23 protein-coding genes are annotated in these 25,563 nt (G+C 73.6%); 16 read left to right on the top strand and 7 right to left on the bottom strand.

Translation table 11 applies throughout. The annotated features are described in order from the left end of the window. Nucleotides 1-380: 380 nt before the first annotated feature. From WMF22_RS06100 to WMF22_RS06055, 10 genes are all read left to right on the top strand, one after another. On the top strand, nt 381-737 hold the full coding sequence (locus WMF22_RS06100; RefSeq protein ID WP_012233715.1) for a DUF4398 domain-containing protein: 357 nt from the start codon (nt 381-383) through the stop codon (nt 735-737). A 7-nt stretch (nt 738-744) separates the two neighbouring features. Beyond that, nucleotides 745-1,113: a hypothetical protein gene (locus WMF22_RS06095; protein WP_437298160.1), complete on the top strand. Its 369-nt coding sequence runs from the start codon at nt 745-747 to the stop codon at nt 1,111-1,113. 370 nt (nt 1,114-1,483) lie between these two features. Continuing rightward, nucleotides 1,484-1,918, top strand: coding sequence for a universal stress protein (locus tag WMF22_RS06090; RefSeq protein ID WP_437298159.1), 435 nt, complete (start codon nt 1,484-1,486; stop codon nt 1,916-1,918). Between the two features lie 157 nt (nt 1,919-2,075). Further along, on the top strand, nt 2,076-2,627 hold the full coding sequence (locus WMF22_RS06085; RefSeq protein WP_437298158.1) for a CDP-alcohol phosphatidyltransferase family protein: 552 nt from the start codon (nt 2,076-2,078) through the stop codon (nt 2,625-2,627). An 84-nt stretch (nt 2,628-2,711) separates the two neighbouring features. Continuing rightward, nucleotides 2,712-3,620, top strand: coding sequence for a DUF4349 domain-containing protein (locus tag WMF22_RS06080; protein WP_437298157.1), 909 nt, complete (start codon nt 2,712-2,714; stop codon nt 3,618-3,620). 14 nt (nt 3,621-3,634) lie between these two features. Beyond that, nucleotides 3,635-4,117 carry a serine/threonine protein kinase gene (locus tag WMF22_RS06075; RefSeq protein ID WP_437298156.1) on the top strand — a complete coding sequence of 161 codons (483 nt, stop codon included), beginning with the start codon at nt 3,635-3,637 and terminating at the stop codon, nt 4,115-4,117. Between the two features lie 91 nt (nt 4,118-4,208). After that, nucleotides 4,209-5,027, top strand: a complete 819-nt coding sequence (locus WMF22_RS06070) for a hypothetical protein (protein ID WP_437298155.1) — start codon at nt 4,209-4,211, stop codon at nt 5,025-5,027. Continuing rightward, nucleotides 5,024-6,307 carry a hypothetical protein gene (locus WMF22_RS06065; protein ID WP_438035157.1) on the top strand — a complete coding sequence of 428 codons (1,284 nt, stop codon included), beginning with the start codon at nt 5,024-5,026 and terminating at the stop codon, nt 6,305-6,307. Before WMF22_RS06070 ends, WMF22_RS06065 begins: the two co-directional genes overlap by 4 nt. Before the next feature lie 98 nt (nt 6,308-6,405). Next, the gene (locus WMF22_RS06060) at nt 6,406-7,242 is read left to right on the top strand and encodes a hypothetical protein (RefSeq protein WP_438035156.1); all 837 of its coding nucleotides are present in this window, start codon (nt 6,406-6,408) and stop codon (nt 7,240-7,242) included. A gap of 142 nt (nt 7,243-7,384) precedes the next feature. Further along, nucleotides 7,385-7,648 carry a NifU family protein gene (locus tag WMF22_RS06055; RefSeq protein ID WP_012233706.1) on the top strand — a complete coding sequence of 88 codons (264 nt, stop codon included), beginning with the start codon at nt 7,385-7,387 and terminating at the stop codon, nt 7,646-7,648. A 166-nt stretch (nt 7,649-7,814) separates the two neighbouring features. On the opposite strand, the gene WMF22_RS06050 is transcribed toward WMF22_RS06055, so the two are convergent. Continuing rightward, the gene (locus tag WMF22_RS06050) at nt 7,815-8,654 is read right to left on the bottom strand and encodes a hypothetical protein (RefSeq protein ID WP_437298152.1); all 840 of its coding nucleotides are present in this window, start codon (nt 8,652-8,654) and stop codon (nt 7,815-7,817) included. A gap of 292 nt (nt 8,655-8,946) precedes the next feature. Here WMF22_RS06050 and WMF22_RS06045 point away from each other — a divergent pair, with 292 nt between their 5' ends. The 3 genes from WMF22_RS06045 (at nt 8,947) to WMF22_RS06035 (ending at nt 12,193) form a co-directional block, all read left to right on the top strand. Continuing rightward, the gene (locus tag WMF22_RS06045; RefSeq protein ID WP_438035155.1) at nt 8,947-9,540 is read left to right on the top strand and encodes a cobalamin ABC transporter substrate-binding protein; all 594 of its coding nucleotides are present in this window, start codon (nt 8,947-8,949) and stop codon (nt 9,538-9,540) included. Beyond that, nucleotides 9,537-10,355: a type I methionyl aminopeptidase gene (gene map, locus WMF22_RS06040; protein ID WP_437298150.1), complete on the top strand. Its 819-nt coding sequence runs from the start codon at nt 9,537-9,539 to the stop codon at nt 10,353-10,355. Before WMF22_RS06045 ends, map begins: the two co-directional genes overlap by 4 nt. A 305-nt stretch (nt 10,356-10,660) precedes the next feature. Further along, nucleotides 10,661-12,193 (top strand): FAD-dependent thymidylate synthase, encoded by a 1,533-nt coding sequence (locus WMF22_RS06035; RefSeq protein ID WP_438035154.1) that lies wholly within the window; start codon nt 10,661-10,663, stop codon nt 12,191-12,193. Between the two features lie 160 nt (nt 12,194-12,353). Here the strand turns inward: WMF22_RS06035 and recN are convergent, their stop codons facing one another. From recN to WMF22_RS06020, 3 genes are all read right to left on the bottom strand, one after another. Then, entirely contained in the window at nt 12,354-14,051 is a 1,698-nt protein-coding gene (recN, locus tag WMF22_RS06030; protein ID WP_437298148.1) for a DNA repair protein RecN, read from the bottom strand. Nucleotides 14,052-14,085: 34 nt separating this feature from the next. After that, nucleotides 14,086-16,506, bottom strand: coding sequence for a hypothetical protein (locus WMF22_RS06025; protein ID WP_438035153.1), 2,421 nt, complete (start codon nt 16,504-16,506; stop codon nt 14,086-14,088). A gap of 228 nt (nt 16,507-16,734) precedes the next feature. After that, nucleotides 16,735-17,547, bottom strand: a complete 813-nt coding sequence (locus tag WMF22_RS06020; protein ID WP_437298146.1) for a hypothetical protein — start codon at nt 17,545-17,547, stop codon at nt 16,735-16,737. Between the two features lie 223 nt (nt 17,548-17,770). Here WMF22_RS06020 and WMF22_RS06015 point away from each other — a divergent pair, with 223 nt between their 5' ends. Next, the gene (locus WMF22_RS06015) at nt 17,771-18,985 is read left to right on the top strand and encodes a DUF3829 domain-containing protein (protein ID WP_438035152.1); all 1,215 of its coding nucleotides are present in this window, start codon (nt 17,771-17,773) and stop codon (nt 18,983-18,985) included. Between the two features lie 96 nt (nt 18,986-19,081). On the opposite strand, the gene WMF22_RS06010 is transcribed toward WMF22_RS06015, so the two are convergent. Next, nucleotides 19,082-20,776 carry a glycogen synthase gene (locus WMF22_RS06010; protein WP_438035151.1) on the bottom strand — a complete coding sequence of 565 codons (1,695 nt, stop codon included), beginning with the start codon at nt 20,774-20,776 and terminating at the stop codon, nt 19,082-19,084. A 34-nt stretch (nt 20,777-20,810) separates the two neighbouring features. After that, entirely contained in the window at nt 20,811-21,710 is a 900-nt protein-coding gene (locus tag WMF22_RS06005) for a shikimate kinase (protein WP_438035150.1), read from the bottom strand. 89 nt (nt 21,711-21,799) lie between these two features. Between WMF22_RS06005 and boxC the strand changes: the two genes are divergently transcribed. Together boxC and boxB are read left to right on the top strand one after the other, a co-directional pair. Beyond that, nucleotides 21,800-23,605: a 2,3-epoxybenzoyl-CoA dihydrolase gene (gene boxC / locus WMF22_RS06000; RefSeq protein WP_437298143.1), complete on the top strand. Its 1,806-nt coding sequence runs from the start codon at nt 21,800-21,802 to the stop codon at nt 23,603-23,605. Further along, nucleotides 23,602-25,053, top strand: coding sequence for a benzoyl-CoA 2,3-epoxidase subunit BoxB (boxB, locus tag WMF22_RS05995; protein ID WP_437298142.1), 1,452 nt, complete (start codon nt 23,602-23,604; stop codon nt 25,051-25,053). Before boxC ends, boxB begins: the two co-directional genes overlap by 4 nt. Here boxB and WMF22_RS05990 read toward each other — a convergent pair. Next, the gene (locus WMF22_RS05990; protein ID WP_438035149.1) at nt 25,050-25,541 is read right to left on the bottom strand and encodes a hypothetical protein; all 492 of its coding nucleotides are present in this window, start codon (nt 25,539-25,541) and stop codon (nt 25,050-25,052) included. The genes boxB and WMF22_RS05990 overlap by 4 nt on opposite strands. Between the last annotated feature and the right edge of the window lie 22 nt (nt 25,542-25,563).

The raw sequence follows: 25,563 nt of genomic DNA, 5'->3' as shown, positions 1-25,563 counted from the left end.
TCGACGAACGGCCGCATGGCCATCGCTGCCGGCTCGCTCGGGTGGTCCTTGTGGATCATTGCAACGAGGGCTGTCGATTCCGGGGCGTCGCTCGCGACAAGAGGTCGCATGCGGGGGCTCAGGCGCCGTCATCGGATGCGCAACAGCGCAATCCATTGCGCAAGGGGGACCAGCAGCGGACGACCAGGACCCTGCCATCGGCGAGGAGCACGGCGCTCGGGGTCATGGGCCAGATCAGCCCGGCTCGTCCGCGGGCAGCGAGCAGCCCGCGCGCACGGATCGCGCCGGCCAGGCTGGCCTGCCCGATGCACAGCGCGATCCCAGGCGCGCCGCCGGGAGCGACGGTGCCACCGGCGCCGCGAGATCGGGAATCCACGCAAATGCTCGCCAGAACCGCGCTCGTGATCGCCTGTCTGGAGCTCGCCGGGTGCGCCGCGTTCCGGCCGCCGGCGCCGCCGCCCGAGCTCGCCGGCGCCCGCGCGGCGCTCCGCGCGGCCGAGCGGGAGGGCGCGAGCGCCGACCGGCGCGCGGCCATGCACCTCGCGCTGGCGAGGAGCGAGCTCGCGCGGGCGCGGCGGCGGATCTCGGTGGGCGACGTGGAGGGCGCGCGCTGGCTGCTGCGGCGGGCCGAGGTCGACGCGGAGCTCGCGGCGCTCCTCGTGAGGGAAGCGGGGCTGCGCGACGCCGCGGGCCGCACGCTGGACCAGGCGAGCGCGCTCGCCGAGGGGAAGGAGTAGGGCCCGCGTGCGCGCCGGAGCCCCGCTCGCCATGGCGCTCGCGGCGCTCGCGCTCGCGGGCTGCGCGACGAGCGCCGCCGCGCCGCCGCCCGAGCTGCTGACGGCGCGCGCCGCCGTCGTGCAGGCGCGGGACAACCCGCTCTCGCCGCTCGCGATCGCCGAGCTGAGGCAGGCGGAGGAGGCGCTCGCGATCGCCGAGCGCGTGGAGCGCGAGCGCCCGCGCTCGTCGATCGCGCGCGACGCGGCCTACGTCGCGCGGCGGAGGGCGCAGTGCTCGCTGCTGTCCTCGCTCGTGCGCGCGAACCGGAGCGCGCTCGTGCGCGCGCGGCAGAGCCAGCGCGCCGGGGCGCAGCGCGCGCGCCCCGGCGGTGAGTGAGCCTGAGCCCGCGGCGCCCGACCCTGCCGACGATGTCGCTCGCGGCGCCGCGCTCGACGGCGCGCGCACGCGGCCCCAGCAGTCCGCCAGGTGATCGCTGCCGCGCCGTCGCGCTCACCGCCGCGCGCCCGCGCGACGCCTGATTTGCCGCCGGGATCCGTGCGGATCGGCCCGAGCGCCCCCGCGCGCCGCGTACCGCCCAGGGCGTCGGCGCGGCCTCGACGGAACGATTTCTCCTGGGAGTGACCAATTTTTGGATCCAAGATGCGCGCGACGCGCCTCCGCCGGCATCGAAAGCGTCCCGGAGGCCAGCGTCGGTCGAGGTTCGAAGTTCGACGGGACACCCGGTCCCGCGTGCGAGGAGAGCGCGATGAAGGAAGGCGCGAACGTCATACTGGTGCCCGTCGACTTCGAGGCGGCCTCGATGAAGGCGATCGAGCTCGCGAGGGATCTCGGCGCGAGGCTCGGGCACCAGGTCGTGCTGCTGCACGTCTACCAGCTCCCGGTCTACACGTACCCCGGGCTCGAGCCGGCGCTGATGCCCGGGTTCCACGCCGAGGTGAGCGCCGCCGCGTCGCGCGCGGTCCAGCAGCTCTCGGCGCAGACAGGGGGGCTCTCGACGGCGCTGCGCGAGGGCGACCCTGCGACCGAGATCCTCGCCGCCGCCGACGAGCAGGGGGCGGCGATGATCGTCATGGGCACGCACGGCCGCCGGGGGCTCACGCACCTCTTCCTCGGGAGCGTCGCCGAGAAGGTGATCCGGAAGAGCAACGTCCCCGTGCTCACGGTGCGCGTGGCCAGCTGATCCTCCGCGGCGCATCGCGGTGGGCGGGCCGGCGCGGCTGCCGGCCGGGGCGCGGCGGGCAGGGCCGCGCTCGACTGGGTTAGGGCGGGCTCGGCCGCGCTCGACGTGGGTCAGGGCCCCGGCTTCTGCGTCGCATGCGGCGCGTGGAGTACCTCGCATGTCGCCCCTGTGTCCGCGCGATCTCGCGCTTCCGCCGAACCTCGTGAGCCTGGCCCGGCTGCCGCTGGCGGCCCTGTTCCCGATCGTGGCCACGCGGCCCGCGCTCGCCCTCGCCGTCCTCTGCTGCGCAGGCCTGACGGACGTGCTGGACGGCTGGCTGGCCCGCCGCTCCGGTCAGGTGACGCCCACCGGGGCGATCGTCGACCCGATCGCGGACAAGGTGTTCGCGCTCGCGGTGGTGGGCACGCTCCTCGAGAGCGGCGCGCTCCCGCTCTGGGGCATCCCGGCGCTCTTGGCCCGCGAGCTCCTCGAGCTGCCGCTCGCGCTCTGGATCGCGGTGAGCCGCCGCTTCCATGGCGCGCGCCTGTCGGCGGCGAGCGCCAACATCCCTGGCAAGCTCGCGACGGTGGTGCAGTTCGCGGCGGTCTTCACCGCGATCGCGCTCCCCTCGGCGCTGCCCGCGATGCTCGCCGCGTCGGCGATCGCGGGCGCGGCCGCGGGCGTCTCGTACTGGGCGCGCCAGCTCCGCCGCGTGCCCGGGGCGGCGTAGGTGCCGCCTGGGGGCGCCCCTGGTGTAAGGTCGGCCCAGGCGGCGCGTTGAGCGTCTGCCACCGGCTCCATGCTCCGAGGAACCATGCGAAGAACGCTGCCCGTCTGGGCTCTCCTTGCCTCGCTCGCCGGCCCTGCCGCCTGCAGCTCCGCCCCGTCGGCCGCGCGCGACGCCTCCAGCTCGCCGGCGTACGGAGCGGCGCCGGCCCCGATGGCAGGGATGCCTCCTCGGGTCATGCAGACGGCCGGCGAGTCGGTGCGCGAGGAGTCGTACGACGCCGAGGTGCCGGTGGCGGCGGATTTCGCCAAGGCCGCGCCGCCGCCGGGGGCCGGCGGCGGCGCTCAGCTCCCGACGGCGAGGCCGGCGCCGACCGCCGCCACGCCGCAGCCGGCGCCGACCTCCTCCGGCGCCGCGCCGCAGGCCGCGCCCCACGCCGCCGGCGAGGCGAGCGCGGCGCGCGCGCCCCTCCTCGTCTACACGGCGGAGATCGGGATGGCGGTGTTCGAGGTGGGCGCGTCGCTCGCCAAGGTCGAGGCGCTCGCGCGGGATCTCGGCGGCTTCCTCGCCCGCCGCGACGATCGGACGATCACGATCCGCGTCCCCGCCGCCCGGTTCGACGAGGCGCTGAAGCGCCTGGCGGACCTCGGCGACATCCTCCAGCGCAACGTCGTCGCCCAGGACGTCACCGAGGAGTTCTTCGACCTCGCGATCCGCATCCGGAACGCGCGGGCCGTGCGCGATCGCCTGGAGAAGCTGCTCGAGAAGGCCGCGAAGGTCGAGGAGTCGATCCAGCTGGAGCGCGAGCTCGCGCGCGTGTCCAGCGAGCTCGAGCGCCTCGAGGGGCGGCTCAAGTTCCTGCGCGATCAGATCGCGTTCTCGACCCTCACCGTGTCCTTCCAGCCGCGCTCGACGGAGACCCTCGCCCCGTCGGGACCGCGGCTCCCCATCGACTGGCTCAACGAGCTCGGCCTCTCGCGGCTCCTCAACCTGTGAACCGGGCGCCTCCGATGAACCACTCCCTTCGCCACGCCTTCGCCCTCGCCGCCACGCTCACCGGCGCGGCGGCGCTGCTCGCCTGCGGCCGGCCCTTCACCCCCGCGACCCCGCCGGGGTTCGTCGATCTCGAAGACCGCTACGGCGACGACGAGTACCGCGCGACCACCGCCGAGGGGCTGGTGATCGGGATCCGCGCGTTCGAGAACGATCCGAAGGGCGACCTCGCCTTCTGGTCCCGCGTGATCGAGAAGCGGCTCCGCGAGGGCGGCGGCTACGCGCTGCTCGGCAAGACCGACGTGAAGGCCCGGAACGGCCTGCCGGGCGTCCAGCTGCGCTTCGGGCACGACGAGGGGAAGGAAGCGCACCTTTATTACCTCACCGTCTTCGTCAACGACGATCGCGTCTTCCTCCACGAGGCGGGCGGCGCGAAGGCGCTGGTCGAGCGGCATCAGCAGCAGATCGACTGGGCCCTCCGCAACTTCCTGCCGGAGTGACGCGCGCCGCCCGCGTCGGCTGCGCGCGCGTCCCTGCAGCCGCGGCGCCGCTGCGCTTGCTCGCGGAAGCCCCGTTTGCTACCTGGCGGACGTGCGTTCCCGCCCCATTCCCCGTGACGCGCGGCAGCGCCGGTCGAGCCAGGCGCTGCTCCTCGCCCTCGCGGCCACGCTCGGCAGCGCCGACGCCCTGGCGCACGGCGGAGGAGAGAAGCCGCTCGCCACGGTGCCCGCGCCGCCCCCCGGCGACGGCGCCAAGGCGGCGCAGATCCTCCGCGAGATCGAGGGCCGCGTCGCGCCCCCGCCCGCGGCCGCCGACGGCGAGAAGGCCGCCGACGGCGAGGAGACCGCTGCCGGGACGCCGAGCGTCGCGCCGAGCGCCGCGAGCGGGCCTTCGCCGAGCGCCGCGAAGGTCGTGGCCGAGCCGATGGCGCACGCGAAGCGCGCGCTCCAGCGCGCGCACGGCGCGCGCGCGGCGGGCGACGCGACGAACGCGCGGCGGCTCGACGCGGTGGCCCTCGAGTGGGCGGAGGCGGCGAGGACGCTGCTGCGCGCCGCCGCGGCGGAGACGGCGGCCGTGGAGGCCGCGAAGCGCGCGCGCGAGGTCGAGACGAAGCTCGAGCGGGCGCGCGCGCTGCTCGAAGAGACGCAGGCGCGGCGAGGCCGCGCCGCGGCGGAGCTCGAGCGGATCGAGGCCGAGGCGCGCGAGGCGACCAGGGCAGCGGCGAACGTCGAGGCGCAGCGGATCGAGGCCAGCAAGGGAGGAGCGGCGCGCAAGCAGGCGGCGCCGGCGACGCGAGGGGCGCGGGGGGCGCGAGCGGCCGAACAAGCACCCGCCGCGGCGCCAGGCGCCGGGCCCAAGGGCGGCGCCGGCAAGGCGACGGCTCCGGTGGGCCAGGGGGGCACGCCTTGAGCGCGCGTCGCCTCGCAGGGGTCGCCGTCGCGGGGGTGCTCCTCGGCGCATGCGCGCCGATCCCGCGGCCAGCGGTGCTCGATGAGCTCGAGCATGTCCGCGCGGGGGCGGTCGCCGCCGAGTCGAAGCGGCACGCGCCGGGCGCGTTCGCGCGGGCGGAGAAGCTGCGCGGCGACGCGCTCGCCGCGCTCGAGAGCGAGGATCGATCCGGGGCGCAGATCCTGGGCGAGCAGGCCATCGCGGCGCACGCGCACGCGCACGCGCTCTCGCGGGTGGCTCGGGCCGAGGCGGCCGAGACCGAGGCGAAGGCGCAGCGCTCCGCGGGCGAGGTGTCGCTTGCGGGCCTCGAGGCGGAGCAGTCGCGCGTCGCGGCCGAGGTCGACGCGCTCGACATGCGGACCAAGGTCGCCCGGGACGCGCAGCCCGTGGTCCCGTCGGGCAGAGCCGATGCGGATCGCGAGAAGGCGCGCCTCGCCGCCGCGCGCTCGCTCGCGCTCCAGGCCCGCTTGCTGTGCGGCGCGGCGCGCCTCCTGATCGCACCGGCGCCGCAGGACAGCTCGCAGCCCGCAGGCGCCAGCCCGGCCGGACCCCAGCCCACAGGCGCTAGCCCCGCCGGCGCGCAGCCCGCGGCCGCAAGCCCCGCCGGACCCCAGCCCGGCGGCGCCGAGCTCGCGACGCAGCTCGAGGGGGCGACCGCCGCGATCAAGAAGCTCGACGCGGAGCTCGCCGAGGCGAGCGGCTCCACCCGCGCCGTCCCGGCGCCCATCGACCAGGCTTCCCGCGCGCGGGCGGGCTGCCTCGCCGCGCTGATGGCCGCGCGCCGCGCCGCCACGCCGGTGACCCGCGCGCCTGGCGCCGGTGACGCGCTCCTCGCAGAGCTCTCGGCCGCAGGCACCTGGTCTCCCGTCCGCGACGATCGCGGCATCGTCGTCACGCTTCGCGGGCTGTTCGCCGGCAACGCCCTCACGAAGGACGGCGAGGCGCGCCTCCGCGACCTCGCGCTTGTCGCCACGGCGCACCCCTCCTTTCCCGTGGCCGTGGTCGTGCACACGGACCGGGAGATCCCCGCCAGGGAAGAGCCCGCGTGGGCGGCGCGGGCCGATGCCGTCGTCCGCGCCCTCGGTCCGGCGCAAGGTGCGACCGCCTCGGGGGCGCCCGCGGGCCCGTCCATCGCGCCGTTCCTCGCGGGATCCGCGTCCCCGGTCGTCGATCCGGGGGGCAGCGAGCGCGCCCGCAACGCCCGGGTCGAGATCATCTTTGTAACCCCGGAAACCCTGTGAGGCGTGATGGTCCCGGCCGCCGGAACTCCGCTCGCCTCGGAGAGTCGTTCTCGATGATGCGCTCTTCCACCTTCGCCCGAAGCGAAAGCAAGCCTGCAGTGCTCGCCTGTGCGCTGGTCGCCGCCCTCGGGAGCGGGTGTCAGGAGGACGGCAAGACCTCCCAGAAGCACGCCGCGGAGCTCTGCGCCAAGCTCGCGCCGGTCGTCGCGGAGGACGTCGGCCAGGTGCGGACGGGCCTCCCCGCGGGCTCGCAGAAGCTCGCGGCGCTGGTGGACACCGACCCGGGCGCTAACCTGCTCGGGCTCCAGAAGGCGATCGCCGGAGCGCGCGCCTCGGTCAAGGAGCTCGAGTTCGCGAAGAGCACCTTCTTCTCTTTCGCCGATCCGAGCGGCACGGTGCTGCGCAGCGAGGCCGATCCGGACATGCTCGCCAACAGGTCCGTCCTGGCCTCGTTCCCCGAGCTCAGGAAGGTGCTGGCCCCGGGCAGCGGCGTCGTCGAGGCGTTCGGGGAGATGCAGGAGATGCGCGGGGTCAGGAACGGCCCCGACCTCCAGTGGGTCGCCGTGCACCCGGTCACGGGGAGCGGCGGCGAGCTCCAGGGCCTCTTCGTCACGGGCTGGTCGTTCCGCGCCTACGCGTACCGGCTGCAGGAGGCGGCCAAGCGCGACATCGCCGAGCTCGCCAAACGCGACGGGCTGAAGTCGACGCCGCTGCTCTACGTCTTCGCGTGGAAGGGCGCGAAGGCGTACGGCGGACCGGTGACGCCCGACGTCAACACCGAGGCGCTCGAGAAGCTGGACCTGCCGGCGAAGACGGCCTCGGGCCCCTGGAGCGGCACGGTGGAGATCGCCGGCCGCACCTTCGGCGCTGCGGCGCAGCGCGCTCCGGAGCTCGCCGCGGACGCCGGCGTCGCCGCGCTCGTCTCGACGCTCTGAGCGTGAGCGCGCCCTCCAGGGCGGTCCCCCTGGCGACGACCCGGGCGCTGTGACGGCCGGCGGCGGGCCTGGGGGAGATCTCCTTATCGAGCGCTACCGTGCTAGGCTGTGGCGACTGGCTCGCGCTGCCGAGCTCACCCCCATGCCGGCTTCCATCGATCAGCTTCTCAAGGTTTGCCGCGAGGTGATCGCGCCGCTCGTCCGAGCCGACGGCGGTGAGCTCTACATCGTGGCCGTCGAGCCCGATCACCTGACGCTCCACCTGGCCGGTGCGTGCTCGGGCTGCCCCGGGGCCATGCTCACCGCGCGCGCGGTGATCGAGCCAGCGGTGCTCGCCGTCGCGCCGTCCGCGCGGGTCATCGTGACCAACGGCATGCGCGTCCCCGACGGCGCCTCCCTTGCCTGAGGCGGTCACCCGCTGCGGAGACGGGCCCATCTCGACGTTTTCGGTGCTCAGCGTACAGGAGTACGCTTCCGCGCCGAAAACGCCGATCTGGACCCGTCTCCTGTGCGGGTGACCGCCTCAGGCGGGCTAGCGGAACCGGGGGTTGAGAGAGAGGGAAGAGCGGGGGCTACTTCTTCTTGCCGGACTTGTCGGCGGAGGGGGGCGGGCCGGGAGGGGGCTCTTCCTTGCGGACGGCGGAGGCTACGGCGGGGTCGATGGCGTTCGCGTCGACCGGCTTGTTGGGGCGGAGCGAATCGAGGCTGCCCAGCGTGACAAGGTCCTCGTAGGCGAACGCGATCTCGGAGTCGTTCCGCTCGATCGCACGGAAGCGCGTGGCCGCGTCCTTCCAGTCGACCTCGTTGACGTAGCGGCCCTTGTCCGGAGCAGGCGGCGTCACGCGGCCAGGCACCCCGAACACCGTCGCGAGCTTGACCACGGCGGACGCATAGTCCTTCCCGCGGGCAGCCTTCTCGCCCAGCGGGTGCTCGTCGATGATCTTCCAGAGCTTGTCCTGGATGAAGAAGAAGTACCGCTTCCCGCTCTCGCGGGTCAGCGTCATCATCGACTCCTTGTTGAGGTAGGTGTACTCGCCCTTGAGCGGCGTCGCGTCGATGCCCGTCGGCAACCCGCCGAAGTCGATGCGGCTGCGGCGGAACGCGCTCTTCTCCTCGGCGAGCTCCGCGTCGAGCGCCCTCATCTTCACGCCGGGCGAGACGGCCTTGTAACGCGGCACGTACACCTCATCGAGCATCTTGTCGATGACCGCCGCCACCTGCTTGGTGGTCATCCCCCAGGCGATGCCCGGAGGCGTCAGCGCGATCGTCTTCTTCGTCACCGGCGTATCGGCAGGAGCCGCGGCGGACGCCCCCCCCCGCTTCTGCTGGGCAGCCGCCACGGTCGCACTCGTGATCGCCGCAAGGCCCAGCCCCAGAGCCAGCGCCGCTCCCAGGAGCCTCTTCGCTTTCATGTTCCTCCTCCAAGCCGGCGCAGGCCCTGTCCCTGCGCTCTGTGCAATCGCAAAAGCCAGGAAACCCAGCCCGGCAAGCCGGAGAACGCTAGCACCTGCGGTAGGACAGGAGAATAGGTTCTCCGCACCGAGCGGGGTCGACCGCCGTTGGACGATCGCTCGGCCGGATCGATGGAGAGCGAGCGCGAGGCGGATCGCGACGAGGGCAAAACAGCCTCGACAGCGCATGTAGCCAGTGTGTGCCGGGTCCTGACAGGGACCGGCCGACGTGCTACGAGCTCTGGCCCCAAGGATGATCCCTGCCGCCGGTGCTGCACCTTTGCGCCTTGCGCTCGCCGCGCTGGCGACCGTTGGCCCCGCCGGCGGCTGCGTCGCCGATCACGAGCGCCCCGCGGCGTCCGTCGATTCACAGGCTGGCCTGCTCCCATGGGAGGGGCGCGCGCGCGAGGTCTTCGACGACAACATCGAGCCCGCCGCCGTGGGCTTCTCGCTGGACGGCCCCTCGCCCAGATCCGACCCGTTCCTCCGCGAGAGGGCGCAGACGGGAGACGTGGTCGCGCGGGTGCGCGTCAACACGGTGACCGTCGACTCGATCGGCGAACAGCGCACCTACCACCTCGGGATCCAGGTCGGCTACCCTCCGCTGGCCACACCCCGGGCGCCGGACCGGGCGTTCGAGCTCCACATCCGGCCGCAGAGCCGCGCGTTCGGCGTCGCGAAGGCGATCGACGCGCGGCTCCGCGGGCTCACCTTCGTCGCCTTCATCCGGCGCTTCGCCGGCGAGGCCGGCGAGCCGGAGATCCACTGGCACCTTTCACCTGATACAGCGGAGGTCGCCGCGGCCGTCAAAGAGGCCGTCGTCCTCGGGGAGCTGTCTGCGCCGTGAGCAACGTGAGCATCAAGACGGTCAAGGAAGTCGACGCCCTCCGCACGGCCTCACAGATGGCTGCGGAGACGCTCCTCGGCGTCGGCGAGATGATCCGCGCCGGCATCACCACCGAGGACATCAACACCTTCGTCCACGAGGACACGATCCGCCGCGGCGGCTACCCCGCGCCGCTCAACTACCACGGGTTCCCGAAGAGCGTCTGCACGTCGATCAACGAGGTGGTCTGCCACGGCATCCCGTGCGATCGCGTCCTCGTTCCGGGCGACATCATCAACGTGGACGTCACCACGATCTACAACGGCTTCTACGGCGACACGTCCGCGACCTTCTACATCGGCAAGCCCTCGGCCGAGGCGAAGCACGTGACCGAGGTGTCCCGGCGCAGCCTGCAGCTCGGCATCGCCCAGGTCCGGGACGGGGCGCGCCTTGGCGACATCGGCGCCGCCATCCAGGAGTTCGCCGAGGGCGAGGGCTGCTCGGTGGTGCGGGCCTTCGTCGGGCACGGCATCGGGCGGCGCTTCCACGAGGCGCCGCAGGTCTCGCACGTGGGCAAGTACGGCAGCGGCGCCCGCCTCCGCGCCGGCATGTGCTTCACGATCGAGCCGATGATCAACCTCGGCACCTACGAGGTCGAGATCCAGGAAGACAAGTGGACCGCGCTGACGGCCGATCGCTCGCTGTCGGCGCAGTTCGAGCACACCATCGTCGTGACGAGGAACGGCTGCGAGGTGCTGACCCGCCGCAGCCGGCCGCTCGCGAACAGCGAGATCTTCCCCGATCCCTTCGTCGTCTCCGCGGCGCGAGCGCTCTGACGCAGAGCGCGCTCGACGACGCGCACGACGCCGAACACGCGCACGACGCCGAACACGCGCACGACGCCGAACACGCGCACGACGCCGAACACGCGCACGACGCCGAACACGCGCACGACGCCGAACACGCGCACGACGCCGAACACGCGCACGACGCCGAACACGCGCCGCGCCCGGACCGCGCGCGCCGGCCAGCCCCGGCCGCGAGGGCCGGCGCGGCGGTGCGCCGACGTGGCCCGGATCTGTCGATCGGAAACCGAGTTTTGTCGACCGTCCGGCCTGCGATTGGGAGTAGAAGCAGGGGCATGGCCTTGGACGAAGCGTCGCGTGCGCGAATCGCGCCGTATGTGTCGAGCCTGACGGCCGACGTCTTCTCGCTGTCGGGTCTGCCGGAAGAAGTCATCGCCGTCCTGTTCGCGTACTACTCGCGCAGCCGGGACGATCTGCGCACCAACCTGGCGCGCCTGCTCGGCGACGAGGAGCTCGACGTCGCCCCGGAGGCCGACGGCCGGCCGCGCCGGGGCCTCGCGTTCGCGTCGGACAAGGCGCGGAGCTTCCACGAGAAATGGGTCGTGGGCTACGGCCACGCGTCGGTCGCCGAGCACGCCGTGGTGCACCTCGCGATCGAGAACGTCAGCATCGTCGCGTCCAAGGTGATCGAGGACCTGCGGCTCGGCTCGTACACGGAGAAGAGCACGCGCTACGTGGTCTTCGATCAGCACTCGTTCGTCGACCTGCCGGAGCTCGACGCCGAGCACGCCGCGAAATACAAGGCCTCGAGCGAGCGGCTCTTCGCGACCTACCTCGACCTCGTCCCCAGGGTGACCGAGCGGCTCGGCGCGCGCTCGCCGAAGCCCGAGAAGATGTCGGACGCCGCCTACAAGGGGGCGCTGCGCGCGCAGGCGTGCGATCTCCTGCGCGGCCTCCTGCCGGCGGGGACGCGGACGAACATCGGCCTCACCGCGAACGCGAGGGCGCTCGAGGTCCTGCTCACGAAGATGCTGTCGCACCCGCTCGAGGAGGTGCGCAGGGTCGCCCGCGACATGCACGCGGCGGCGCTGGCCGTGACCCCGACGCTCGTGAAGTACGCCGCGCCGAACGAGCTCCGGCAGACGCTCCAGGCCAGCGTCGCCGCGGCGATGAAGCGGGTCTACACGCCGCCGGACGAGGGCGTGAGCGCGACGATGGTGATAAACCAGCCTGTCCGGCTGGTGCGCTACGACAAGGACGCGCTGGAGCGCGTCGCGCTCGCGCTCGCGTATGACGGGAGCGATCCGGGCGTGCACGCCTACAACCTGGGCGACGCGCTCCACCGCGCGACGCTGCCGGAGCTCATCGGGATCGCGAAGGCCGCGTGCGAGAAGCGCGGCCCGTACGACGCGCCGCCGCGCGCGTTCGAGGCGTCGACGATGACCTTCGAGCTGATGCTCGACTACGGCGCGTACCGCGACCTGCAGCGCCACCGGATGCTGACGCCGGCGACGCAGCGGCTCACCTGTCGGCTCGGCTTCGAGACGCCGCAGGCCCTCTCGGATCTCGGCCACGCCGAGGCCTACCAGGACGCGATGCTCGCCGCGCGCGACGCGTGGAACGCGATGGAGGAGCGCTACCCCCTCGAGTCGCAGTACGCGGTGCCGCTCGGCTTCCGCGTGAGGACCCTCTGGACGCTGAACCTGCGCGAGCTCTTCCACGTCATCGAGCTCCGCTCGGCGAAGCAGGGGCACACGAGCTACCGGCGCATGGCCCAGGGGCTCTACCGCACCGCGATCACGGTGCACCCCTGGCTCAAGGACCTGATCCGCGTCGATCTGAACGACTACGCGCTCGCGCGGAGCTGATCCGCCCCACGCGCCCCGCCTGGGCTACGCCGTCGCAGAGCGGCGGTCACCCGCACAGGAGACGGGTCCAGATCGGCGTTTTCGGCGCGCAAGCGCACTCCCGTGCGCTGAGCACCGAAAACGTCGAGATGGGCCCGCATCCGAAGCGGGTGACCGCCGCTCAGAGGCGGGCCGCCTCGATGAGCTCCGTCGCGGCGCGGAGCGACGCGCCGGTGACCTTCGCCCCCGACAGCATCCGCGCCACCTCGGCGATGCGGTCCTTCTTGTCGACGCGCGTGACCGAGCTCTTGGCGATGCCGCCCGCGTTCTCCTTGGCGACGACGAAGTGAGCGCCGGCGAACGCCGCGATGGGCGCGAGGTGGGTGATGCAGAGCACCTGGTGGTGGCGCGCCACGTCGCCGATCGCGCGCCCGATCTTGTCGGCGACGGCGCCGCCGACGCCGCTGTCGACCTCGTCGAAGACGTAGAGCCCGGCGGGCCCGCACTCCGCGAGCACCCGCTTCAGCGCGAGCAGTGCGCGCGAGAGCTCGCCGCCCGAGGCGATGCGGCGCAGGGGGCGAGGCTCGATCCCCTTGTTGGGCGAGATGAGGAACTCGACGCGGTCGATCCCGTCCTGGCCGAGGCGGGCGCCGTCGACGACCAGCTCGGCGCGGTCGCCGCCGTGCGGCTCGATGTCCACGACGACCCGCGCCCCGCCCATGCCGAGATCGGCGAGCTCCGAGGAGATCGCGGCGCCGAGCTTCTCGCCGGCCTTCCGCCGCTTCGCCGAGAGCTTGCGGGCGCGCTCCGCGGCGACGGCGAGCAAGGCGTCGCGCCGCCGCTCGAGCTCCGCGACGTGGCTCTCGACCCCCGAGAGGCGCTCCAGCTCGGCCGCGAGGCGCGCCCGCGCGGCGAGCACGTCGTCGAGCGTGGGGCCGTGCTGCCGCAGCAGGCCCTCGAGGCGGTACATGCGATCCTCGATCTCGGAGAGGCGATCCGGGTCGGCCTCCGCGCGCTCGGCGTAACGGGCGATCTGGCGGGCCGCCTCGCTGAGCTCCGTCCAGCAGCCGTCGACCGCGCGGGCGACATCGTCGAGCGCGGGATCGATCTCCGCCGCCGCCCGGAGCTCCGAGGCGAGGCGCGCGAGCTCGTCGCACATCGCGTCGTCCCCTTGATCGAGGCGGGACGCGGCGCGCCGCGTGATGTCGTGCAGGCGGCCCGCGTGGCGGAGCCGGTTGCGCTCGGCCGCGAGATCGGCGAGCTCGCCGGGGCGCGGCGACAGCGCGTCGATGGCCTGGAGCTGGAAGGAGACGAACGCCTCGCGCTCGCCGCGGCCGCGCTCGAGCTCGCGGGCGGCCCTGAGCTCGGCGGTGAGCGCCTCGAGCGCGCTGACGTCCGCCGCGAGCTCGCTGCGCGCAGGCACGAGGCGGCCGAAGCGATCGAGGTAGCCGAGGTGCGTCGACGGATCGGTCAGCGCGACGCTCTCGTGCTGCGAGGCGACGTCGGCGAGCTCCGGGGCAAGCGCCTGGAGCTCGCCCGCGGTGCAGAGGCGGCCGTTCAGGTAGGCGCGCGAGCGGCCGGTCGCCTGGACCACGCGGCGGACCACGAGCTCGCCCTCGCTCGCGATGCCGGCGGCGTCGAGCATCGCCATCGCGCGATCGGAGCCGCGCACGTCGAAGAGCGCCTCGATCTCGGCCTCGTCCGCGCCGGGGCGGACCTGCTCGGCGCTCGCGCGGCCGCCGAGGACCAGCGAGAGCGCGCCAACGACGATGGACTTGCCCGCGCCCGTCTCGCCGGTGAGCACGTTGAACCCGGGCTCGAGCCGGAGCTCGAGGGCGTCCATCAGGATGAAGTTCTTGACCCGAAGCGCGACCAGCACAGCGGCGGGAGGATAGAAAGCTTTCGACCCGTCGTCAGCGGATCTTCACCTGCTTCATGACGGTGACCGGAATTCCTTCGAAAGGCGGCACCGCGACGTCGCGGAACGCAGCGGCGATGCACCCGGCGGTGGCGGTCCCGACCAGGTCGCCCCCCTCCACGCGCGCCGACATGGCCTTCCCCGTGGGCGCGAAGGTGACGGCCACGCGGGCCGTGCCGGTGAGGCCCTCGCCGGTGCACCCGGCGGCGGCCGCCGCCGCGGACGCGAGGACGCTGGACGCCGCGCTCTGATCGAAGCGCGCTGGCTCGTCCTTCGCCGGAAGGAGCGGCGCCGGCGGCGGCTGCTTGCCCGCCGGCCTGGCGCGCTCGGGCTCGCTCGGCGCCGCGGCCCGTGCAGGACGCTCGGGGACATCCGGCTTCTCGCTGGCCTGCGGCGCGGCGGTCGACACCGGCGCGGCGGTCGCCGCCGGCGCGGCGGTCGCCGCTGGTGCAGCGGTCGCCGCTGACGCGGCGGTCGCTGCTGGCGCGGCGCTCGCCGCCGGCGCGGCGGTCGGCTCGGGTGCCGCCCCTGCCTGCACGGGCTGCGGCGGTGCCGCTGGCTCGCCGGCAGGGCCGGCGGAGGCGGCCAGCGCCTGCTCCGCAGGGCCAGGAGCGGCGGCCGGCGGCTCCGCGACCGGCTCGTCATCCAGGGACGGCTCCCGGTCGGCGGTCTGGCCAGCGGGATCCGTCGCGGCAGACGACGGAGGCGGCGCCTCAACGAGCGCGCCGCTGCCCGCGGGCGCGCTCTGGGTCGCCGCGGCGCTGGACGAGCGGCCGTGAGCTTGCGCGAGGTAGAGCGCAGCGCCGAACACGATGAAGACGACGGTCACCCAGCCGGCGAGCGCCATGTTCTGCCGCGATGCCGGCGTCGAGAGGGCGCGCAGCTTCTCGGACACGAGGGAGCCGGCCGTGATCGAGGTGCGCACCGGCGTCTCTTCCCCGGAGGACGTGTGTCCCTCGACGGCCAGGAGCTCGGGCTCGACGGGCTGCGAGGGGAACGAGGAGTCCGAGCTCCGCCCGGCGGCGGCGTCATCGAACAGCCCGCTGTTGATGCTCAGGATCTCGTGATCGGCCCGGTCCTCGTTGCGGCGCGCCTCGCCCTCCTCGCCGGGCGGCGGCGCCATGCTGCGCAGGTCGATCAGGCCCGAGGTCTCCTTGCGCTCGGCGCGCCCGCGAGGCTCGGTCTGGCCGGGCCAGTCGCCCGCCGCGCGGGCGGCCGACCGCGGAGAGAGGTTCGTGAGCGCGAGCGGCTCGTGCGACGGCCGCTCGTCGCTCCCCTGATCCCGCGGCCCTCCCGCGGCGCCCGGCGCCTCGGACCTGGCGCGGCCTCGCCGCTGCTCCTCGGCGGCGCGCGGCGCGCCCGCGGCCGGCGACGGGACGAGCGAACCCAGCAAGGCGAGGTCCGCCGGAGAGGCGTCGGCGGGCTGCGCGGCGCTCGGGCCGGAACGGGCGCGCCGCGCGGACGGCATGGGCTGCGGGGCGAGCGCCGCCATCGCCTGCACGTCCTGGAGCCGGAGCTCGGGCGACGAGCGGTGCGACGACGGCCGGCCCTCGTCGATGGACAGCGGCGCCGACGGTATCTCGGAGAGCGGCGCCGGCGGCATCTCCGACGGCGGCGCGACGGGCCGCGAGGTGCCGCCGGCGCGCGGGACGGCAGCGGTCCGCGGCCGCGCCACCGGCGCCGTGGTGCGCTGCTCGCGCCGCGCCGGCGGTCGCGCCGGGACCGGCGTGCGCGGGGCCGCGCGGGGCACCGCGGCGGGTTCGGGCGCGGGCGCGGGCTGGCTCGCGCGCTCCTCCTCGAGGGCGTGCGAGCCGAACGAGAGCGACGGCGGCTCGACGCCCGGGGAGAGCATCTGCGCGAGGTCCTGGATCGAGACGGGATCCGAGTCGGCGGGAGGGAGCGCGGACGGGCTCCTGCCGGTCGGCGCCGCGCCGCCGCGGGGCGTGTCGTCCCAGGAGAGGCCGGCGAACGTGCGATGCCGCGCCGGGACCTCGCGCCGCCCCAGCCCGCCGTCCGGCGTCACGACGGCGTGCTCGAGCGAGGCCTCGGCCGCCGCGTCGAACGCATCCAGCGCCCTCGGGCTGGACTCGGGCGCGGCGTCCAGCTCCTGCTGCGCGATCCGCTCCGCGAGCGTGAGCCCTCGCCTGCGCACGGCCGCCGGCGCCGCGCGCCGCTCCGCCTCGCCCGCGGGCTCCACCAGCCGGCGCTGGATGCCAGCGCCCGGGAGCGTCGTCTCGGCGTCCAGCACGTCGCTCGACAGCCCGGCCCCCCTCTCCGAGCGGCGCCCGGAGGAAGGCTTCGCGCGCTCCGGCTCGCTCGGCGGCTCCCGCCGGTCGCGCCCGCTCGCGGAGCTCGGAACGCCCGAGGGGGAAGACCGTGGCTCACCCCTCTCGGACGCGGCCTGCTTGCTCTTCATGCGACACGTCTTGCAGACAAACGGCAAGGACGGACGCATCTCGCGTCCTACACCGATCTCCACGTAGGTCCTGCAGAGAGAGCAGGCGAGTTGCACCTTGAGAAGAGAATCGCGCAGCTCGCCAGCACGCGCAATCTTCTTCACAGGTGACCGGGGCGGTCGCCCTCGGGCTCGCCCGCTCCGCCCGGCTCCGCGCCGCGGGATCCCGCCGGATCCCGCTGGATTCGCCTAGGCGGAGGGCTCACCGGCGGGCGCCGGCAGGGGCGCGGGCGGGCGCACCCAGCGTTGCTCCAACCAGTCCAGCGACACCGGCGCGCTCCGCAGCGCCGCGTCGACGGCGCGCGCGACCGGATCGGGGGCGGGGGCCGACCCGGAAGCGCGGGTCGACAGGATCCAGTTCGACAGCTCGTAGTGGTGGAGGAGCGGCGCGAACCGGTGGGCGTCGAAGCCGGCGAGGATCTCCGCGGCGCGGCTCAGGCGATCGCAGCGCACGAGCGCCGTCGCGACGTCGAAGAGCAGGGCGCGGAGGTCCTCGAAGGCGCGCTCCGGGTTCCCGGCCACGCTCTCCAGGAGCGCCTCGAACCCGGCGTCGGAGAGGCCAGCCGCGTCGGCCGCCTCGGCCATCGCGGGCACCTGCGTGGCCAGGAAGTCGGAGCCGGGGGCGTGCCCAAGGAGGCGCCCGACGAGGTACAGATCGAACGCGCTGGCGATGGCCTCGGCGAGCAGGAGCGCCTCTGCGCTGGGCGGGGCGCCGGCGCCCGCCGCCGTGAGCGCGCGGTGGGCGAGGTGGTGCCACGCGACGTGCGCGACGACGTCGGCGGCGAGGTGATCGCCGGCGATCAGGTCGCCTTGCTCGCTCTGGCTCCAGAACGTCAGGTTCAAGAAGACGACGCGATCCCAGCTCGCCTCGCCCTCGGGCACGCGAAAGCGGTACCCGTCGCGCCGGAGCGCCTGCTTCAGATCGTCGTAGAGCGCGACGTGCCGGAAGGAGCGCTCGTCGTCGATGGTCAGCTCGTCCAGGGTCAAGGTTCGCAGCTTCACGCGGCGGACATTAGACCCGGAACGTTTCGTCAGCCACAGCGGAGGCCGGGGAGGGACAGCCCCGGCGGAGGCCTGGAAGAACCGCGCGGCGTCGCGTGTTTTGGGCCGAGGGCGGGGTTTTCCCGACCAGGGCCGCAAGTTCTCGCCCCTGGCCGGGTGTTGCAAGCGCCGCCGGCTTAGGCATGATGCGCCCGTTCCTGCGCCAGCCGAGGAGGCACACCGAATGATTTCCGTCAGGTCTCTCTGTTCTATCGCGCTCGTGCTCGTCGCCAGCGGTGCCGCCGGCTGCAAGGAGGACCCGCCCCCTCCCCAGCCGGAGCCTGCAAGCTCCGCGGCGGCGAACACGAACAAGGGAAAGGCGAGCCTGCGGACGCCCGTGTCGCCGATGGCGAAGGTCGACCCGCAGTCGATGAAGGAGTACCGCGTCGACGTCTGCTATTTCGGGACGCTCTCGCTGAAGCAGGCCCGCGACGCGTACCTCGCGAGCCTCGGCAAGGATGAGCCCAGCGAGAAGAAGATCCCGAGCTTCGGCAACGGCGATCAGGCGAAGGGCGCGCTCCCCGCGAAGTCGCCCGCGCCCGGCGCCGCCGCGCCGAAGACGGCCGGCCTGCCCGGCGCCGCCGCCGCGCCGGGCGGCACCAGCGCCCCCGCCGCCAAGGGCGCGCCGACCCCGCCTGGCAAGCCGGACGAGCGCCGGCCGATCAACTTCAGCGCGCGCGCGCCGCACGAGCGCAACGCGCGCGCCTGCACCGTCGCCCTCAGCCTCAAGGAGCCGGCCATGGCGGACGTCGACGCCGCGCTCGCCGAGTACGCGCCGTTCGCGACCGAGCTGGCGAAGAACATCGCCGCGGCGGCCAACTACTACCAGCGCGAGGAGTACAAGAAGGACAGCTTCGCGAAGGGCAAGGAGCTCCACGCGAAGCTCCTCGCCGAGTTCCAGAAGCTCGACGCGCACTCCGAGAAGCTCGGCCTCGCGGTCTCCGCGTGGCACGCGTCGCACCTGCCCGACCTCGCGAAGGCGGAAGAGGGCCAGAAGGAGGCGATCACGGCCCTCGAGGACGCGCGCGCGCTCATGCTGATCCTCACCAGCAAGAACGTCGATCCGGCGGCGGAGAAGGCCGCGCTCCAGAAGCTGGAGACGTCCGCGGCCGCGCTCAAGACGTACGGCTCGACCCACCAGACCGACCCGTGGGCCAAGATCATGGAGCCCGCGCTCGCCGGCTTCATCCGTGACGTGAAGGCGGCCGAGCCCAAGCTGACGGACAAGGGGATCACCTCCCCTGCCCTGTTCCTGCCGGTCGTCACGAGCTTCGTGTCGGTGATCGAGGGCAAGCACCGCGCGCTCTCCCGCTCGCTCATGGCGAAGAGCCAGGCGGCGACGCGCGAGGCCGCCGGGACCGCGCGGCCCGCCGCGCCGGCCGCCCCCGAGAAGGAGTGACGCTCCCGGGCGCGCTCCCCGCAAGGGAGGCACGCGCTCCCCGCAAGGGAGGCACGCGCCGATCGCGCCGCGCCTCCGCCGGGGGCGCGGGCGCGATCAGAACGGGCGGCCGGTGCGGCGGGCGATCGCGAGGCGGTAGAGCGCCTCGTACTGCCGCGCGGCTTGCGCCCAGCCGAAGTTCTTCTTCATCGCCCGCAGCTGCATCGACCGGAAGTAGGCCGGGTCGGCGCGGTAGAGGTGCACCGCCCACGCGACGGTGTTCCCGAGCGCGCTCGACGACATCTCCTCGAACTTGAAGCCCGTGACGTTGTTCTCGACCGTGTCGTCGAGGCCGCCGACGGCGCGCACGACCGGCAGCGTCCCGTAGCGCTGGCTATACATCTGGTTCAGCCCGCAGGGCTCGTAGCGCGACGGCATCAGGAAGAGGTCGGCGCCCGCCTCGATGCGGTGGGCGAGCCCCTCGTTCATGCCGACGTAGACGCGGAAGCGGTCGCTCGCGCCGGAGATCCGCGAGAAGAGGTCCTCGGCCCAGCGCTCGCCGGAGCCCAGGACGATGAGCTGGACGTCGAGCGAGAGGATGTGGTCGAGCGCGCCCGCGAGGATGTCGATCCCCTTCTGGGTCGCCAGGCGGCTGATGAGCCCGAGGAGCGGGACGTCGGGGCGCTCCTCGAGCCCCATCTCTCGCTGGAGCGCCGCCTTGCAGAGGCGCTTGCCGCCGAGATCCTCGGCGGAGAACGGCGCCGCGATGTGGGGATCGGTCGCGGGGTTCCAGATGGAATCGTCGATGCCGTTGAGGATCCCGATCACGTCGGTGCCGCGATCCCGCAGCACGCCGTCGAGCCCCTCGCCGCCCTCCCACGTCTGGATCTCCTGCGCGTACCTGGGGGAGACCGTGGAGACGAGCGTGGCGTTGTAGATGCCGCCCTTGAGCAGGTTGATGCTGTCGTACGCCTCCAGGCAGAACCTGTGGAACTGATCCCACCCGAGCCCGGTCGTGTGGAGCTGCCCCTTGTTGAACCAGCCCTGGTAGCCGAGGTTGTGGATCGTCAGCACGGACGCGGCGCGGGCGAGCGGCGACCGGTGCTCGAGGACGTTGAGGTAGAGCGGGACGAGCGCCGACTGCCAGTCGTGGACGTGGACGATGTCCGGCCAGAACTCGAGCGCGTGGCAGAGCTGCAGCGCGCCGCGGGACAGGAGCGCGTAGCGGGCGAGGTTGTCCCCGAACTCGCCGTGCGCGTCGCCGTAGATGCCGTCGCGATCGTAGAGCACGTCGTGCTCGAGCAGGTACACGCGGGGCGCAGGCGCGCCGGGCGCCCCGGGATCGAGGCGCGTCTCCCAGACGGCGGTCCACGCCTCGCCGCCGCCGAGAGGCACGCCGAGCGAGAGCGGCAGCCGGTGCGGCACGAAGCGCTCCGCCGGGGGCTCGCCGCCTCCGCCTTGGGCCGCGCCGGCCGCCGGGGCCGCGTCGGCCGACGGGGCGGCATCGGCCGCCGGGGCCGCGTCGGCCGCCGGGGCCGCGTCGGCCGCAGAAGCGGCGAGCCCGTTGCCGGCGGCCGCCGCGGCGACGGCCGGCGCGGCGACGGCCTCGCTGCCCGCGGGCTGCTGCTCGGCGAGCGCGATCTGGCGGTCGAGGTAGCGCTTGGCGGCACGGTATGCGGGCATCACGACGCGCACGTCGTGACCGGCCGCAGCGAGCGCGATCGGCAGCGCGCCCGCCACGTCGGCTAGACCACCTGTCTTGCTGAAAGGGACGCACTCGGACACCACGAAGAGAATTTTGAGGCGCGGCATGGACATGGGTGAGGAGGGGGAGCGCGCCCCCGACTCAAGGCGAGCGCGTCGCGTTCCTTCTACCAGCTTCACGCGCGATCTTGACCACGCGATCGACAGAGCGCGCGAGACCGAGCGCCGACGTGTCCACCGCGAAGTCGGCCTGCTCATAGAGCGCGCGCCGCGCCTGGAAGAGCGCCCTGAGCTCCTTCATGGCGTCGGCCCGGTTGGCCATGGGCCGCGCGTCCCCCTGCTCGACCACGCGGCGCCAGTGGTCCTCGGGCGTCGCCCGCAGCCACACCGTCACCGCGCAGCGCCTCAGTCGCTCGAAGGTCGCCGGATCGGTCACCAGGCCGCCGCCCGTGGCCACGATCCCGTGGGCGCGCGCGCCTTCGAGCCGCGCGAGCTCCTCGCGCTCCAGCCGCCGGTAGTAGGCGTTTCCATGGATCTCGAACAGGGCGGCGAGGCTCATCCCCGCGCGCGCGGCCACGAGGGCGTCGAGCTCGAGGAAGGGCACGCCGAGGCGCGCCGCCGCGCGGCCGCCGATCGTTGTCTTGCCGGCCCCGCGCAGGCCGAGCAGCGCGACGAGGGGCTCGCCCGCCCCTTCCCCCGCCTCGCCGGCCGACCGGCCGCGCGGCGACGCCTCCTCGCCGAGCTCGCCCGCCGAGAGCAGCGCGGCGGCCGAGGTGCCCATCGCGCGGCCGATGTCCTCGAGCCGCACCACGGAGACGTTCGCCCGCCCGCTCTCGAGCAGCACAAGGAAGCGCTCGCTCACGCCGGCGAGCTCGGCGAGCTCGCGCAAGGTGAGCGCGAGCTCCGTCCGCCGCTGCCGGAGCCGACCGCCGAGGTGCGCGAGGATTGGCGGCGCGCCGTCCGCGACGCCCGCCGCGCCTGCAGCGCCCGCCTCCGGCCCCTGGCCTGCGCGCGCCCTGCGCGATGTCTGACGGGACGCCATCTCGTCGATGCACTATATTTCATGAAAGGCGGTCCAACAAGAACTATACTGCTTGACTGAACCCCGGCGTGGTGGTGGGCTCGTCGGGTATGGAAGCGACCACCTCTCCTCCTTCCGCGGCGCCGGCGCCGCAGATCAGGGCCCGGGAAGACGGCGCGTCCGGCGAGGACGCGCCCCTCCGCTTCGAGACGGAGCCAGGCCGTTACAGGCACTGGAAGCTCTCGTTCGAGGGGGCGATCGCGCGCGTGGCGATGGACGTCGACGAGGACGCGGCGGCGCGGCCCGGCTACCAGCTGAAGCTCAACAGCTACGACATCGCGGTCGACATCGAGCTCGCCGACATCGTGCAGCGGCTGCGCTTCGAGCACCCCGAGGTGAAGGCGGTCGTCGTGACGAGCGCGCAGCCGCGGATCTTCTGCGCCGGCGCGAACATCTACATGCTCGGGTCGTCGACGCACGCGTTCAAGGTCAACTTCTGCAAGTTCACGAACGAGACGCGCCTCGCGCTCGAGGAGGCGTGCTCCGAGAGCGGGCAGCGCTACCTCGCGGCGCTGAACGGCGTCGCCTCGGGCGGCGGCTACGAGCTCGCGCTGGCGTGCGAAGAGATCCTCCTCGCCGACGACGGGAGCAGCGCCGTCTCGTTCCCGGAGACGCCGCTGCTCGCCGTGCTCCCGGGGACCGGGGGGCTCACGCGGCTCGTGGACAAGCGCAAGGTGCGGAGGGATCTCGCGGACGTGTTCTCGACGCTGGCCGAGGGGGTGCGCGGCAAGCGCGCGGAGCAGTGGGGCCTCGTCGATCGATCGATCCCGAAGAGCCGCTTCGAGCAGGCGGTGGCCCAGCGCGCCGCCGAGCTCGCGGCGGCGACGCCGGACAGGGCGGGGCCCGGGGTGAGGCTCTCGCCGCTCGAGGCGCGGCGCGCCACGGCGGGCGACGTATCCACCTGCGACTACCGCCACGTGTCGATGAAGGTGGACCGCGCCGCGAGGACCGCGGAGATCTGCGTGCTCGGGCCGGACGGCGAAGGGCGCGAGACGCGCGAGACACCGACCGACGCCGCCGGGATGCGCCGGGCGGGCGCGGATCTGTGGGCGCTCCGCGCGTTCCGCGAGCTGGACGACGCGCTGCTCGACCTCCGCTTCAACCACCCGACGGTGGGCCTCGTGCTCCTGCGGACGTCCGGCTCTCCCGCCGCGGTGCGGGCCGCGGACGAGGCGCTGTGGGCGAGCCGCGACGACTGGTTCGTGAAGGAGGTGCTGCTCCACATGCGGCGCGTGCTCAAGCGGCTCGACCTGACGGCGCGCAGCGTGTTCGCGCTGATCGAGCCGGGCTCCTGCTTCGCGGGGAGCCTGTTCGAGCTCGCCCTCGCGGCGGACCGCTCCTACATGCTGGACGGCGGAGGGGACGAGGGGCAGGCAGGGGCGCCCGCGTCACCCGCGTCGCCCGCGTCGCCCGCGTCGCCCGCGTCGCCCGCGTCGATTGCGCTGAGCTCGCTGAACTTCGGTCCGCTCGTCATGTCGAACGGCCTGACGCGGCTCGCGTCGCGCTTCCTCGGCGCGCCGGAGCGCGTGGCCGCGCTGAAGGAGAAGACGGGCCTCCTGTCCGCCGAGGAGGCGCTGGAGGAGGGCCTCTGCACCTTCGCGCCGGACGCGATGGACTGGGACGACGAGGTGCGGCTCGCGATCGAGGAGCGGGTGAGCCTGTCGCCCGACGCGCTCACCGGAATGGAGGCGAGCCTGCGCTTCTGCGGGCCCGAGACGATGGAGACGAAGATCTTCTCGCGGCTGTCGGCCTGGCAGAACTGGATCTTCCAGCGCCCCAACGCGGTGGGCCAGCGGGGCGCGCTGACGGTGTACGGGCGGCCAGAGCGCCCCGAATTCGACTGGAGGCGGACATGAGCGCGGTCGTCAACTCGGAGAGGATCCCGAACAACGTCGACCTCGCGTCGGACAGGAAGCTGCAGCGCGCCCTCGAGGCGTGGCAGCCGAAGTTCCTGGACTGGTGGCGGGAGACGGGGCCCGAGGGCTTCCAGGCGGACGACATCTACCTGCGCACGGCGATCAGCGTCGATCACGAGGGGTGGGCGCATTTCGACTACGTGAAGATGCCGGAGTACCGCTGGGGCATCTTCCTCGCGGATCGGGTGGCGGACCGGACGATCGGCTTCGGCGATCACCTGGGCGAGCCGGCGTGGCAAGAGGTGCCCGGGGAGCTCCGGAACATGCTGCGGCGGCTGGTGGTGACGCAGGGAGACACGGAGCCCGCGAGCGTGGAGCAGCAGCGGCTGCTCGGCCAGAGCTGCCCGAGCGTCTACGACCTGCGGAACCTGTTCCAGGTGAACGTCGAGGAGGGGCGGCACCTCTGGGCGATGGTGTACCTCCTGCACAGCCACTTCGGCCGCGACGGCCGGGAGGAGGCGGAGGCGCTGCTGGAGCGGCGCAGCGGCGACCCGGACAAGCCGCGGATCCTGGGCGCCTTCAACGAGCCGTGCACGAACTGGCTCTCGTTCTTCATGTTCACCTACTTCACGGATCGCGACGGCAAGTACCAGCTGCTCGCGCTCGCGGAGAGCGGCTTCGATCCGCTGTCGCGCACGACGCGGTTCATGCTGACCGAGGAGGCGCACCACATGTTCGTCGGCGAGACGGGCCTGCTCCGCATCGTCGAGCGCACGTGCGAGCTGATGAAGCGCAACGCGAACGAGGACGCGCGCGCCGAGGGCGGCATCGATCTGCCGACGATGCAGAAGTACCTGAACCTCTGGTACTCGCTGTCGCTGGACCTCTTCGGCGGGGAGATCTCGTCGAACGCGGCGTCGTTCTTCGCCTCGAGCGTGAAGGGCCGCGCGAAGGAGGCGTCGTACGACGACCACCGGGCGCTCGACGGCGTGTACGTGATCGACGTACCGCACGTACCGCACGTGCCCGCCGCCGGGGGCGGCGCGGTGACCGGCTGGCGGCGCGAGGAGGTGCCGCTCAGGAACGCCATGAACGAGGTGCTGCGCGACGAGTACGTGGCCGACTCGCAGCGCGGGATCGACAAGATGAACCGGGTGATCGAGGCGTCCGGCGTGTCGTTCAAGCTGAGCCTGCCGAGCCGGCGCTTCCACCGGAGCTCGGGGATCCACGCGGGGCTGCACTTCGACGTCGACGGCAACCCGCTCTCGAAGGAGGCGTGGGAGCGCCGGCGCGACGCGTGGCTGCCGACGGCGAGCGACGAGGCCTACGTGCGGAGCCTGATGGAGAAGCCGGTGTTCGATCCGAAGCAGATGGCGAACTGGATCGCCGCGCCGGCGAAGGGGCTCAAGGGCAAGCCCGTCGACTTCGAGTACGTGCGGCGCGGCTAGGGCGCGCCCGCGTCGGGCGAGGGCGCGCCCGCGTCAGGGGGAGGCGCGCCCGCGGGCGCCTTCTTCGGCGGGTCGCCGTGCTCGTCGGTGAGCTTCTTGACGAGCCCGTCGAGGAGCACCTGCTCGTGGTACTGCGGCATCGCCGGGAGCTGCACGGCGACGTGCACCCCGGCGCGGCCGTCCACGACCTCGATCGCCCCCTGCGTCACCCTGCCGCCGCTCTCCGGGCTCCGGTACTCGAAGAGCAGGTAGCCATTGGAGACGTCCTTCTCGACGATCTTGAAGCCGAGATCGACGCGCACGAGGCGCAGCGCCGTGCCGAAGGTCTGCTCGAAGGTGTAAGGCGACGCATAGGCGACGCTGGCGCTGGCGTGCCGCTCGCCGAGTCCGCTCGCCACGGGGACGGCCAGCGCGATGAGGGCGACGAGCGCGATCGACGGGAGGCGGCGCATGACCGCGGCGTAGAGGGGCTGGCGAGGACGGGCCAAGTTCCTTGCTGCCGAGCGAGCG

Origin of the sequence: Sorangium sp. So ce204, from assembly GCF_051526795.1 — a bacterium.
Lineage (GTDB): Bacteria > Myxococcota_A > Polyangia > Polyangiales > Polyangiaceae > Sorangium > Sorangium cellulosum_B.
Note: the sequence above shows the minus strand (reverse complement) of the source record. Positions and strands in the feature narration are given on the sequence as shown.

Bases quoted from the DNA above. Each gene is read 5' to 3' on its own strand.
- WMF22_RS06100 (WP_012233715.1), top strand. From the start codon at position 381: ATGCTCGCCAGAACCGCGCTCGTGATCGCCTGTCTGGAGCTCGCCGGG.
- WMF22_RS06045 (WP_438035155.1), top strand. From the start codon at position 8,947: ATGATCCCTGCCGCCGGTGCTGCACCTTTGCGCCTTGCGCTCGCCGCG.
- WMF22_RS06090 (WP_437298159.1), top strand. From the start codon at position 1,484: ATGAAGGAAGGCGCGAACGTCATACTGGTGCCCGTCGACTTCGAGGCG.
- WMF22_RS06035 (WP_438035154.1), top strand. From the start codon at position 10,661: ATGGCCTTGGACGAAGCGTCGCGTGCGCGAATCGCGCCGTATGTGTCG.
- WMF22_RS06080 (WP_437298157.1), top strand. From the start codon at position 2,712: ATGCGAAGAACGCTGCCCGTCTGGGCTCTCCTTGCCTCGCTCGCCGGC.
- WMF22_RS06025 (WP_438035153.1), bottom strand. From the start codon at position 16,506: ATGAAGAGCAAGCAGGCCGCGTCCGAGAGGGGTGAGCCACGGTCTTCC.
- WMF22_RS06005 (WP_438035150.1), bottom strand. From the start codon at position 21,710: ATGGCGTCCCGTCAGACATCGCGCAGGGCGCGCGCAGGCCAGGGGCCG.
- boxB (WP_437298142.1), top strand. From the start codon at position 23,602: ATGAGCGCGGTCGTCAACTCGGAGAGGATCCCGAACAACGTCGACCTC.
- WMF22_RS06085 (WP_437298158.1), top strand. From the start codon at position 2,076: ATGTCGCCCCTGTGTCCGCGCGATCTCGCGCTTCCGCCGAACCTCGTG.
- WMF22_RS06050 (WP_437298152.1), bottom strand. From the start codon at position 8,654: ATGAAAGCGAAGAGGCTCCTGGGAGCGGCGCTGGCTCTGGGGCTGGGC.
- WMF22_RS06015 (WP_438035152.1), top strand. From the start codon at position 17,771: ATGATTTCCGTCAGGTCTCTCTGTTCTATCGCGCTCGTGCTCGTCGCC.
- WMF22_RS06075 (WP_437298156.1), top strand. From the start codon at position 3,635: ATGAACCACTCCCTTCGCCACGCCTTCGCCCTCGCCGCCACGCTCACC.
- WMF22_RS06010 (WP_438035151.1), bottom strand. From the start codon at position 20,776: ATGCCGCGCCTCAAAATTCTCTTCGTGGTGTCCGAGTGCGTCCCTTTC.
- WMF22_RS06055 (WP_012233706.1), top strand. From the start codon at position 7,385: ATGCCGGCTTCCATCGATCAGCTTCTCAAGGTTTGCCGCGAGGTGATC.
- boxC (WP_437298143.1), top strand. From the start codon at position 21,800: ATGGAAGCGACCACCTCTCCTCCTTCCGCGGCGCCGGCGCCGCAGATC.